Below are 12,208 nucleotides of genomic sequence, written 5' to 3' on the forward strand. Positions count from 1 at the left end.
AGTATATTACACAGGGGGCATTTATGCGTATCGAAGTCACCATTGCCAAATCCACCGTCCTGCCTGCTGGCGCACTCGACGCTCTGGCGGGTGAACTATCCCGACGTATTAACAGCACTTTTCCTGAAAACGATGGTGCCGTAACGGTACGTTATGCAACAGCAAACCATCTTTCCGTCATCGGCGGCGCGAAAGAAGACAAAGAACGCATCAGCGAAATTTTGCAGGAAACATGGGAAAGCGCCGACGACTGGTTCATCACTGCTTAAAATTTGCTCCCTCATTGTGTTTTTTTGCCGGGTCGCCCCGGCTTTTTTTCGTTTCGTCTCCTGAAAGTTCAAAATATTTCAGCATCTTCTTAGAAAATCGTGAACAAGATGGCGTTTTATTGTTCGAACAATCCTAAAAAGCATAAAAATGTGTTGCTACCCGTTTATTTTTTCCTTCTGAACCCTTATTAATTGATATACTGAAATTGCTTTCAGAAAAACATGCATTGAACCTCAAAGTCGTTGTCTTCTAACACGCATTAAGGGGGTTATAATGGAAAAGAATAGTGAAGTCATCCAGACCCATCCGCTTGTTGGCTGGGATATCAGCACCGTAGACAGCTACGATGCGCTGATGCTGCGTTTGCACTACCAGACCCCAAATCAGCAAAACCGTGACGAAGCGGAAGTTGGACAGACGCTGTGGCTTACAACAGACGTCGCCCGTCAGTTTATCTCTATTTTAGAAGCAGGCATCGCAAAAATAGAATCTGGCGACTATCAGGAAAATGAGTATAAACGGCATTGACCTTATGCCCCTTTTCACTCAACAGGCACCCTCGCGGTGCCTTATTTATTTCGTTCTTGTATAAGCCCACATAGTTAATTACTCTGCTAACAAAGCGTTAGTAAAGAGAAGCCTATGAAATACGATTTAATCATTATCGGAAGCGGCTCCGTAGGATCTGCCGCCGGGTATTACGCCACGCAGGCGGGTCTGAATGTGCTGATGATTGACGCCCATCTTCCTCCCCACGCTGAAGGAAGCCATCACGGCGATACCCGTCTGATCCGTCACGCTTACGGCGAAGGTGAACGTTATGTACCGCTGGTGCTTCGGGCTCAGACGCTGTGGGATGAGCTGGCCACACTCACCGAAGATCGCATTTTTGAGCGCACCGGGGTCGTTAACCTGGGGCCAGCCAGCTCCACGTTTCTGGCGACCGTCGAGGAGAGCGCGAAAGCCTACCGCCTGGACGTCGAGCGTCTGGATGCAAACGGCATCATGGCGCGCTGGCCGGAAATTTCTGTCCCTGACGACTACATTGGGTTGTTTGAAGCCAACTCTGGCGTGCTGCACAGCGAAACGGCCATTAAGACCTGGATTGATCTCGCCGCCAAAGCGGGCTGCGCACAGTTGTTCAACTGTCCGGTCACGGGCATCACCCACCATGCAGAGGGTTCAACCGTCACCACCTCTGAAGGTGAATATACCGCCACGCGTCTGCTGGTGAGTGCGGGAACGTGGGTGACGAAACTGCTGCCGGACCTACCCATCCAGCCGGTGCGAAAAGTCTTCTCCTGGTTCCAGTCTGACGGGCGTTACAGCAGCCAGAACAAATTCCCGGCGTTTACAGGCGAGTTACCCAATGGCGACCAGTTCTACGGTTTCCCCTCGGAAAAAGACGCGCTCAAGATTGGCAAACATAACGGCGGACAGGTAATTTCCTCTGCGGAAGAACGCAAGCCGTACGGTGCTTATCCGCAGGATGGTTCCGAAGCCTTCACGTTCCTGCGTAATATCCTGCCGGGCGTAGGCGGGTTGCTTTACGGCGCAGCGTGCACCTACGACAACACCCCGGATGAAGATTTTATCATCGACACCCTTCCGGGACACGATAACACCCTGCTCGTAACCGGGCTCAGCGGTCACGGGTTTAAATTTGCCTCTGTGTTAGGTGAAATCGCCGCCCAGTTTGCGCAGGGGATCGCGCCTTCGTTTGATCTCAAGCCCTTCGCGCTCTCGCGCTTTAACCGATAATACCTCTACAGGCTCCGAATAACCGGGGCCTGTTTAGCGAGAGGGGCATGATGCGCAGACTGGTGAATTACCTTATCAATAACATCCGCGAGCATTTCATGCTCTACATTGTTCTTTGGTCGCTGCTGGCGATCATTGACGTTATCTATATTGTATTCTTCTGAAAATTCTCGCTGACGTTTATTGACACTCCTTTAAATTTATTTAACTTATATTTTTTAAAAAACGTCACCTCAAATTTATTGAACGAAGCGATTGAAATACATTGCGGAAACACATTCAAATTCGCTGAAATAAATTAAATAAAAAACATTATTCATTTTTTTCAGTTGCATTATTTATTTAACCCGTCCATTTTTATTGCTCAGTCATTTGAGAACGGAAATTCATATGCAATGGCGTAACTCCTCCCGTCGCTACGGAATTATATCCATGTGTTTACACTGGCTATTTGCACTTGCCGTTTATGCCATGTTTGGTCTCGGCCTCTGGATGGTGACATTAAGCTATTATGACGGTTGGTATCATCAGGCCCCCGAATTGCACAAAAGCATTGGGGTTCTGCTGATGATGGGTCTGGTTTTTCGCGTGATCTGGCGACATATCTCTCCGCCCCCTCCAGCGCCCAAAAGCCATGGCCGACTTACCCGCATAAGCGCTGTTGGCGCACATATCGCACTCTATGCCCTGCTGTTCGCCATTCTGATCAGCGGCTATCTCATTTCGACCGCAGACGGTAAACCGATCAGCGTGTTTGGGCTTTTTGACGTCCCAGCCACGCTGGCTGACGCCGGTTCACAGGCTGACACCGCAGGTGTGGTTCATCTGTGGCTGGCATGGAGCGTGGTGATCCTGTCTGTCCTGCATGGCCTTGCGGCCCTGAAACATCACTTTATTGATAAAGACGATACGCTGAAGCGCATGCTTGGCCGTTCGTCAGTTGACTCTGGAGCATAAAATGAAAAAACGCCTGTTGGGTATCGCATTAGGTTCGCTGCTATTTACCACCGGTTCGGCCATTGCCGCTGACTATAAAATTGATAAGGAGGGCCAGCATGCCTTTGTCAATTTCCGTATTCAGCATCTGGGTTACAGCTGGTTATATGGCACATTCAATGATTTCGATGGCACATTTACTTTCGACGAGAAAAACCCTGCTGCCGATAAAGTGAACGTCACCATTAATACCAACAGCGTCGACACTAATCACGCCGAGCGTGATAAACATCTGCGCAGCGCTGAATTTCTGAACGTGGGCAAATTCCCGCAAGCTACTTTCGCGTCGACAGAGGTGAAGAAAGACGGTGATAAGCTCGCTATTACCGGTAATCTGACGCTGAACGGCGTAACAAAACCGGTCACACTGGATGCCAAATTAATTGGACAGGGCGACGATCCGTGGGGTGGCAAACGTGCTGGCTTTGAAGCCGCAGGCAAAATTCATCTGAAAGATTTTAATATCACCACGGATTTAGGCCCGGCATCGCAGGATGTTGAGTTGATTATTTCGGTGGAAGGCGTTCAGCAGAAGTCATAAAACAGGCCCGGCAGGCTTTCGCGCCGCCGGGCAGTGTTTTACTCCGGGTCCGGAATACCCAGTTTGGTATTCAGTCGGCCCCGGGATTTATTAAAGATCTTATTCCCGTTCTCGCGTCCGGCACGGCGACGACGTTGCTCTTCTTCAGGCAAGATACTCTCTTCACTGCACAGCTCGCTACAGCAGCCATTAAACTTCTCGGCACATGCAGGGCACTGAATAAACAGCAGATGACATCCGTCGTTTTTGCAGTTGGTATGCGTATCGCACGGCGTACCGCACTGGTGGCAGTGCGCGATCACGTCCTCTGAAATTCGCTCGCCCATACGCTCGTCAAACACAAAGTTCTTACCGATAAAACGCACCGGTAAACCCTGCTCACGGGCGCGACGGGCATACTCAATGATCCCACCCTCAATGTGCCAGACTTTATTAAACCCGTTGTGCTTCATCCAGGCGCTGGCTTTTTCACAGCGGATCCCCCCGGTGCAGTACATAACGATCTTTTTGTCTTTATGCTCCTGCATCATCTCAACGGCTTTTGGCAGTTGCTCGCGGAAGGTGTCGGCAGGAATTTCCATCGCATTCTCGAAGTGACCCACTTCATATTCGTAGTGGTTACGCATATCAATGAACACCGCATCCGGATCGTCGAGCATCGCGTTCACTTCAGCGGCCTTCAGGTACTCCCCCACATTAGCGGCATTGAAGCTCGGATCGTCAATGCCATCCGCCACAATACGCTCGCGCACCTTCATGCGCAGCACCCAGAATGATTTACCGTCATCATCCAGCGCAATGTTCAGGCGTAAGCCGTTAAGCGCCGGATCAAACCCGTAAAGGAGGTCGCGGAAGGCGCTGACCTTGCTTTCCGGCACGCTGATCTGCGCGTTAATCCCCTCACGCGCCAGATAGACGCGACCAAACACGTTCAGGGCGGTAAAAGCCTGGTAAAGCGCATCGCGGGTCGCCTGGGGATCATCGATGGTGAAATACTTATAGAAAGAGATCGTTGTGCGCGGTTCGGTTTCGGCCAACATACGCGCTTTCAACATCTCATTCGAAACGCGGTTGTGTAACACTGGCATGGTGTACAAGTCCTGCAATCGTTGAGAAATAAAAATCGGTCGGCATGATATAGCAAACAAAGACAATTTACATCCACACAATTTACGCTACATTTCAGTCAACCTGATTAATCAGACTTAACATTTGCATATTCTTTCATGTTTCGATGACAGACATTTTGGCTATGCCTTAAAAAATGAGACAATAGCCTTTCAGGACGTTAGAACACAGGACAGACATGACCCAGTTACCGAAATTTACTGCCGCGCTTTTGCATCCCCGCTATTGGTTAACATGGTCAGGCATTGGCTTGTTGTGGCTAATTGTACAGCTGCCTTATCCCGTCATTTTCCGCATGGGTAAAGGACTGGGCCGCATTGCTCAGCAGTTTATGAAGCGTCGCGCCAGGATCGCGTATCGTAACCTTGAGCTTTGCTTTCCTCAGATGAGTGAATCTGAGCGCCACGACATGGTGGTTAAAAACTTCGAATCTGTCGGCATGGGGCTGATGGAGACCGGTATGGCCTGGTTCTGGTCGGATAAGCGCATGGCGCGCTGGACGGAAGTGGCCGGGACCGGCATGGAGCCGGTGCATACTCTTCAGGCCAACCAGACTGGCGTCCTGCTGATTGGCGTTCATTTCCTGACGCTCGAAATTGGCGCGCGGATGTTCGGCATGCAGGCGCCGGGTATAGGCGTTTATCGTCCTAACGATAATCCGGTGATCGATTTGATCCAGACCAACGGACGCATGCGCTCCAATAAAAGCATGATCGATCGCAAAGACCTGAAAGGGATGATCCGCGCCCTGAAATCAGGTGAAGTGGTCTGGTATGCCCCGGATCATGACTATGGCCCGCAATCCAGCGTGTTTGTCCCGTTCTTTGCGGTGGAAGATGCAGCGACGACCACCGGGACCTGGATGCTGGCGCGGATGTCCAAAGCGGCTATCGTGCCGTTTGTGCCGCGCCGTAAACCAGACGGTTCAGGCTATCAGCTCATCATGCTGGAGCCGGAACTCGCGCCACCGCTGATTGATGCAGAAACCACCGCCCGCTGGATGAACGGCGTTGTCGAGAAATGCATTATGCTCGCGCCGGAGCAGTACATGTGGCTGCATCGCCGCTTTAAAACCCGGCCTCAGGGCGTCCCTTCCCGGTATTAACCTGCGTGCGGCCTTCCGGGCCGCATGTTGTTTTAGCTTTAAAAGCTCCCCGTCATTGCGGCAATCATACCCCGGGCGCATAATTAGCAGGCTTATTACCTCACTGTTCACGGTGCCCTGCACCTCATTATGCGGATAGTTATGTCCCCCACAGATGCTCCCATAAACTGGAAACGTAACCTGACGGTTGCGTGGCTGGGTTGTTTTCTTACTGGCGCCGCCTTTAGCCTGGTGATGCCCTTCCTGCCCCTCTACGTTGAACAGCTCGGCGTCACCGGACATAGCGCCCTGAATATGTGGTCCGGCCTGGTGTTCAGCATTACGTTCCTGTTCTCCGCCATTGCGTCGCCTTTCTGGGGTGGGCTGGCGGATCGCAAAGGCCGCAAAATTATGCTGCTGCGCTCCGCGCTCGGCATGGCGATCATTATGCTGCTGATGGGGGTGGCGCAGAATGTCTGGCAGTTCCTGATACTACGCGCGCTTCTGGGCCTGCTCGGGGGATTTATCCCTAACGCCAACGCCCTGATCGCCACCCAAATCCCGCGCCAGAAAAGCGGCTGGGCGTTGGGCACGCTATCCACTGGCGGAGTAAGCGGCGCACTGCTGGGCCCACTGGCGGGCGGGCTGCTGGCCGACCACTACGGACTGCGGCCGGTATTCTTCATTACCGCCAGCGTGCTGTTCCTCTGCTTCCTGGTGACGCTTATCTGTATCCGCGAGAATTTCACACCCGTGGCCAAAAAAGAGATGCTGCACGCCCGGGATGTGCTGGCCTCGCTGAAAAACCCAAAGCTGGTGCTGAGCCTGTTTGTAACCACCATGATTATCCAGGTGGCCACCGGTTCAATCGCGCCTATACTGACGCTCTATGTCCGCGATCTGGCGGGAAACGTCAGCAACATTGCTTTTATCAGCGGCCTGATCGCCTCTGTTCCCGGCGTGGCCGCGCTACTGAGCGCGCCGCGGCTCGGCAAGCTGGGAGACCGGATAGGCCCGGAGAAAATCCTGATCTGCGCCCTGATCGTCTCCGTCCTGCTGCTGATCCCCATGGCGATGGTGCAGTCTCCCTGGCAACTCGGCGTCCTGCGCTTCCTGCTGGGGGCTGCGGATGGTGCGCTACTCCCGGCTGTACAGACGCTGCTGGTCTATAACTCCACCAACCAGATAGCCGGTCGTATTTTCAGCTATAACCAGTCGTTTCGCGATCTGGGTAACGTCACCGGACCGCTGGTCGGCGCGGGGATTTCGGCCAGCTTCGGTTTCCGGGCGGTCTTTATCGTGACGGCAGGCGTCGTGCTGTTCAACGCCGTTTATTCGTGGCTCAGCTTATCCCGGGCGCTACGCCCGGCGCGAATAAGACAACATCGTGACGGCTAATTTTCGCATTCATACTTGCAAAATCACATAATCAGCTATTCTTTCCCTGAATACCTTCACGAAAAACAGGGAGACACCAATGACCATGTACGCCACGCTGGAAGAAGCAATTGATGCCGCTCGCGAAGAGTTCCTCGCCGATAATCCCGGCATTGAGGAAGAAGATGCTGACGTGCAACAACTCAATATCCAAAAATACGTCCTACAGGACGGCGATATTATGTGGCAGGCCGAATTCTTTGCTGATGAAGGTGAAGACGGTGAATGTCTGCCGATACTCAGTGGTGAAGGTGCACAGGCGGTATTCGACGGCGACTATGACGAAATTGAGTTACGTCAGGAGTGGCTGGAAGAAAATACGCTGCACGAATGGGACGAAGGTGAGTTTCAGCTCGAACCGCCGCTGGATACCGAAGAGGGTCAGGCCGCAGCGGACGAATGGGACGAGCGATAAGTCACCGCTACTCGTAGGGGCCGTGGCTGGCATCGATGGGCAGCAGTAGCGTGTCGAAAATCAGCGAAAACGGCAGATCGAGCACGGTGAGATAGCGCCATGCGGAATCACGGACATCCCACTGTACGCCGGGGTAGTACTGATTCCCGTGGCCCTGCCCGGGGATGGTGCGGCTGATGATGCTGCCGCAACCGCTGAGCAGGCATGCCATCATGACGACAATGATTACTTTCATTTCTGACCTCTAAAAAAATACCGGCGATTAAGCCGGTATTTTATTTGGCGGGTGGCGCTTCGCTTACCCGCCCTACTTAACAACTTACTTCGCCTTCAGGGCCAGCGGATTGAGCTTCACGTCCTTGTAGTAGTTCACCCACGAAGAGTATCTCTCCGGCGCGGACCACACGCGGTAGTGAAGCCGTGCCATCGTCACCGGATCGCTCAACAACACCAGACGACGGTCGCGGTTAAGCTTTTCTGGCGTCTCGTTCAGCGCCTGCTCAACGTGGCGATCGCGGGCGATCTCCAGCACCTGGCTGGCGCGGTGACGCGCCGTCGCCATCGCGGTTGCCAGCGCGTTGAATGACGGGTTAAACACGGCATGCATAAAGCCATCATCCAGCGTGCGTTTGCGGTTCTGCTCCAGATAGGTATCGGTATCCACCAGCACCTGCGGCGGAGAATACTCTTCCGGGATCAGGAACAGCTTCCAGCGTTTGGTACGCAGGCCCACCGTGGAACGGCTGGAGATCACCGATACAAACGGCGACAGGATCAGCGAGAAGACGATTGGCGCAAGCCAGAACAGGAAACGCAGATCCAGCCAGGCCATACCAACGGCCCACACCAGGCCCAGCAGCAGCTGAGAGCCGTGGCGCATAAAGGCTTCACTCCACGGCGTAGAGTCATCGTCACGCTGCGGTGAATTCCACACCACTTCCCATCCCAGGAACGCGCTCACCACAAACACCGTATGGAACAGCATACGCACCGGCGCCAGCAGGACCGAGAACAGCACTTCCAGCAGCAGTGAAAGGGTCACGCGGCAGAAACCACCGTACTCCTTCGAACCTTTGCACCAGATCAGAATGATACTGAGCAGCTTAGGCAGGAACAGCAGCACCATGGTCGACGCGAACAGCGCGATCGCAAGCTCCGGACGCCACTGCGGCCACACCGGGAACAGCTGGCGCGGTTGCAGGAAATACTGCGGCTCCGTCAGGGCATGCACAACCTGCAACGCGGTTGAGAGCGCCAGGAACATAAACCACAGCGGCGCAGACAGATAGGACATAACGCCCGTCAGGAACACCGCACGGTGAACAGGGTGCATCCCTTTCACCAGGAACAGGCGGAAGTTCATCAGGTTACCGTGACACCAGCGGCGGTCGCGTTTGAGCTCATCCAGCAGGTTCGGCGGCAGCTCTTCATACGAGCCAGGCAGATCGTAGGCAATCCAGACGCCCCACCCTGCGCGACGCATCAGCGCAGCTTCCACAAAGTCATGCGACAGAATGGACCCGGCAAACGACCCTTCACCCGGCAGCGGCGCCAGGGCGCAGTGCTCGATGAATGGCTTCACGCGGATAATGGCGTTGTGGCCCCAGTAGTGGGATTCACCCAACTGCCAGAAGTGCAGACCGGCAGTAAACAGCGGCCCGTAGACGCGGGTCGCAAACTGCTGGCAGCGCGCATACAGCGTGTCCATACCGGACGCTTTTGGCGAGGACTGAATAATTCCCGCGTTCGGGTTGGCTTCCATCAGACGGACCAGCCCGCTCAGGCAGTCGCCGCTCATCACGGAGTCTGCATCCAGTACCACCATGTAGCTGTACTGGTTACCCCAGCGACGACAGAAGTCATCAATGTTTCCGCTCTTACGCTTAACACGACGACGACGACGACGGTAGAAGATCTGCCCTTCGCCCTGCACCTCGGCAATCAGTTCCATCCAGGCTTTTTGCTCCGCCACGCAGATATCCGGATTGTAGCTGTCGCTCAGGATATAGACGTCGAAATGCGCCGCGTTACCGGTCGCCTTCACGGACTCCCAGGTAGCACGCAGCCCGGCGAATACGCGGTCAACGTCTTCGTTACAGATAGGCATGATCAGCGCGGTACGATGCTCAGGATTGAGGGGCTCATCCCCGACCGTCGACGCGGAAATGCTGTATTTGTCACGCCCCATCAGCAGTTGCAGGAAGCCCATCAGCGCCGTCCAGAACCCGGCGGAGACCCAACAGAACAGCACCGCGAACAGCAGAAGAATGCCGCTCTGTAAAATATACGGCAGCAGCTGCATGAAGGAGACCCAGATATCCTGGCCAATCATGTCAGCAGGGTTAATCAACGCCCAGCCCTGGTACGGCAGAATGGTTTTCATGTACCAGGTGGCGACAACCGTCTGCGCCAGCGTCAGCAGCAGCAGAATGTAACGACGAATCGTTCCCACGGTACGCCATTTCTGCTCGGATGCCTGCTGTTCTTTGGTCAGACGTGACAGATAGCGCGGCGTCACGTCACGCCCACGCAGGCGATCCCAGAAGCGGCCCACCGGGTTGGTGCGCCACGGATCGGGGAACATGGAGGAACGCGTGGCCTTCGGCATCGCCTGTAGCTGGTCACGCCCTTCGTCATCCTTGATTAACTGCCCTTCTGCCAGCGAGTCTGGCCATGCCTGCTCCAGACGTGCCTTCACTGACCCCAGCGGCGTATCATCATCACGGGAAAAGTGACGATGTTCACCATCCAGCGCGGTGTGAACCGCGCGGATGTCGCTCGCAGGGAGTGCCGCTTTTTCAATGTCCGTCAGCGGCATGGCATCAATATATTCAGATGTATTATTCATTGGCAGGTAGCTGATAGCTCCAGGTTTCACTCAGCGGCTTATCGTTACTGACCAGCGCGGCGCGCATTTCAGTGGTCTGTTTCGGATCTTTCACCTTCACGCGCAGGGTCAAACGCCACCCTTTGGTGACCGGATTGTAGCGCACGGCGTTCTCAACGATTTCACCGTTATCGCCAATGCTGGCCTGTGCCGTCACGGCAGTATCCGGCGCCAGTTTTTTCATATCCTGCCCGGTGAAGTCCACGATAAATGCCAGCGTGCCATCCGGCTGACGAATCAGGTTGGACTGCTTCACGTCACCCGTCGAACGACGCGTCTGCATCACGTACGCGTTATCCGGCGCGTGCAGCTTGTCTTCGTCACGGCTGAAAGTGATCGCATACTTGAAGTTCATCTCTTTACCGGCTTCCGGCAGCTGATCCGGTGTCCAGTACGCCACGATGTTATCGTTGGTTTCATCGTTGGTTGGAATTTCAACCAGCTCAACCTTGCCTTTACCCCAGTCGCCTTTCGGCGTCACCCAGGCGCTTGGACGCAGATCGTAGCGGTCATCCAGATCTTCAAAGCGGGAGAACTGACGGCCACGTTGCAGCAGACCAAAGCCCTGTGGGTTTTCCATCGCAAAGCTACTGACGGCGAGGTGTTTCGGGTTGTTCAGCGGACGCCAGATCCACTCGCCGTTACCCGCATGAATGGAAAGGCCATTGGAATCATGCAGTTCAGGACGGAAGTTGGTCGCCGGAGACGGCTGGTTCGGCCCGAATAGGAACATGCTGGTCAGCGGCGCGACGCCCAGTTTGCCCACTTTATCGCGCAGGTAAACTTTAGACTGTACGTCAACTACCGTGTCACGCCCTGGCATGATCACGAAGCGATAAGCGCCTGTCGCACGAGGGGAGTCCAGCAGCGCATAAATTGTCAGACGTTTGTCAGTTGGTTTTGGACGTTCGATCCAGAACTCGCGAAAACGTGGAAATTCTTCACCTGATGGCAGCGCGGTATCAATTGCCAGACCGCGCGCAGAAAGCCCGTACACCTGCCCCGCGCCAATCACGCGGAAGTAGCTGGCGCCAAGCATGCTGACGATTTCGTCGTTTTTATCTTTGCTGTTAATCGGATAAAGCACCTTGAAGCCTGCGAAGCCGAGGTCTTTCACCGTGTCTTTATCGTGTTGCACATCGCCAAAATTGAAATAATCCGGGCTGTACTTGATTTTGCGTACCGCGGTCGCCGTCACTTCGTTGATGGCAACCGGCGTGTCGAAGTACATACCCTGGTGGTAAAATTCAAGCTTGAACGGGGTTTTAATATTGTTCCAGTACGCTTTATCGTGATTGAACTGGATCTGCTGATAGTCCGCGTATTTCATGTCGCGGAAAACGGAGGGCAGGTTACTTTTTGGCGCTTCGTAGCTCTTGCCCGCCATCGATTTAGCCTGTTTTGCGACATCATCGATGTTAAAGGCCAGTGCAGATGAGGTATACAGTGACAACAGCACTGCTACACCCAACCAACGCATTTTCATCATTTGTGGTTTATGTTTCATAATAAGTAAGCACTTCCCCCTTTGTGTGCTTATATCGATCCGATCCATTTTAATGGAAACTCAGGCAATCCGACAACATTATCACTGCTTTGTTCAGCTCGCTGGCTCATGGATTAAGCAAATGAAAGAACCCGCTTTTCACTTTGCGTGCTTATCCTGGAGACAGGGTGTCGGTCTTGGTG

Annotated in this window: 13 protein-coding genes; 9 read left to right on the forward strand and 4 right to left on the reverse strand. The window is 53.9% G+C overall.

Annotation, left to right across the window (positions count from 1 at the left end; all coding sequences use genetic code 11):
• Positions 1-23: 23 nt before the first annotated feature.
• From dinI to IMQ56_RS19295, 6 genes are all read left to right on the forward strand, one after another.
• A complete protein-coding gene (gene dinI, locus IMQ56_RS19270) occupies positions 24-269 on the forward strand; it encodes a DNA damage-inducible protein I (protein WP_023303421.1) in 246 nt (81 codons plus the stop codon).
• 274 nt (positions 270-543) lie between these two features.
• Positions 544-798, forward strand: a complete 255-nt coding sequence (bssS, locus tag IMQ56_RS19275) for a biofilm formation regulator BssS (protein ID WP_015570838.1) — start codon at positions 544-546, stop codon at positions 796-798.
• Positions 799-912: 114 nt separating this feature from the next.
• Positions 913-2,031 (forward strand): N-methyl-L-tryptophan oxidase, encoded by a 1,119-nt coding sequence (solA, locus tag IMQ56_RS19280; protein WP_196063661.1) that lies wholly within the window; start codon positions 913-915, stop codon positions 2,029-2,031.
• 50 nt (positions 2,032-2,081) lie between these two features.
• A complete protein-coding gene (locus tag IMQ56_RS19285) occupies positions 2,082-2,195 on the forward strand; it encodes a YceO family protein (RefSeq protein ID WP_003858014.1) in 114 nt (37 codons plus the stop codon).
• A gap of 226 nt (positions 2,196-2,421) precedes the next feature.
• Entirely contained in the window at positions 2,422-2,988 is a 567-nt protein-coding gene (locus tag IMQ56_RS19290) for a cytochrome b (protein WP_017384743.1), read from the forward strand.
• A 1-nt stretch (position 2,989) separates the two neighbouring features.
• Complete coding sequence (locus IMQ56_RS19295) at positions 2,990-3,568, forward strand: YceI family protein (protein WP_017384744.1); 579 nt, start codon at positions 2,990-2,992, stop codon at positions 3,566-3,568.
• Between the two features lie 38 nt (positions 3,569-3,606).
• On the opposite strand, the gene IMQ56_RS19300 is transcribed toward IMQ56_RS19295, so the two are convergent.
• A complete protein-coding gene (locus tag IMQ56_RS19300) occupies positions 3,607-4,656 on the reverse strand; it encodes a rhodanese-related sulfurtransferase (protein WP_015570841.1) in 1,050 nt (349 codons plus the stop codon).
• 218 nt (positions 4,657-4,874) lie between these two features.
• On the opposite strand from IMQ56_RS19300, the gene IMQ56_RS19305 reads away from it, so the two are divergent.
• The 3 genes from IMQ56_RS19305 (at position 4,875) to IMQ56_RS19315 (ending at position 7,632) form a co-directional block, all read left to right on the forward strand.
• Complete coding sequence (locus IMQ56_RS19305; protein ID WP_003858019.1) at positions 4,875-5,801, forward strand: Kdo(2)-lipid IV(A) acyltransferase; 927 nt, start codon at positions 4,875-4,877, stop codon at positions 5,799-5,801.
• 141 nt (positions 5,802-5,942) lie between these two features.
• Complete coding sequence (gene mdtG / locus IMQ56_RS19310; RefSeq protein WP_062932045.1) at positions 5,943-7,178, forward strand: multidrug efflux MFS transporter MdtG; 1,236 nt, start codon at positions 5,943-5,945, stop codon at positions 7,176-7,178.
• A gap of 79 nt (positions 7,179-7,257) precedes the next feature.
• Entirely contained in the window at positions 7,258-7,632 is a 375-nt protein-coding gene (locus IMQ56_RS19315) for a MysB family protein (protein WP_003858026.1), read from the forward strand.
• Between the two features lie 7 nt (positions 7,633-7,639).
• Here IMQ56_RS19315 and IMQ56_RS19320 read toward each other — a convergent pair whose 3' ends face one another.
• The 3 genes from IMQ56_RS19320 to mdoG form a co-directional block, all read right to left on the reverse strand.
• The gene (locus IMQ56_RS19320; RefSeq protein WP_003858030.1) at positions 7,640-7,867 is read right to left on the reverse strand and encodes a YceK/YidQ family lipoprotein; all 228 of its coding nucleotides are present in this window, start codon (positions 7,865-7,867) and stop codon (positions 7,640-7,642) included.
• Positions 7,868-7,951: 84 nt separating this feature from the next.
• Positions 7,952-10,480 (reverse strand): glucans biosynthesis glucosyltransferase MdoH, encoded by a 2,529-nt coding sequence (gene mdoH / locus IMQ56_RS19325; RefSeq protein ID WP_015570846.1) that lies wholly within the window; start codon positions 10,478-10,480, stop codon positions 7,952-7,954.
• Positions 10,473-12,026, reverse strand: a complete 1,554-nt coding sequence (mdoG, locus tag IMQ56_RS19330) for a glucans biosynthesis protein MdoG (RefSeq protein ID WP_015570847.1) — start codon at positions 12,024-12,026, stop codon at positions 10,473-10,475. Before mdoG ends, mdoH begins: the two co-directional genes overlap by 8 nt.
• Positions 12,027-12,208 lie beyond the last annotated feature (182 nt).

The sequence above is a fragment of the Enterobacter sp. Res13-Sevr-PEC09-46 genome (genome assembly GCF_015672585.1).
Lineage (GTDB): Bacteria > Pseudomonadota > Gammaproteobacteria > Enterobacterales > Enterobacteriaceae > Enterobacter > Enterobacter hormaechei_C.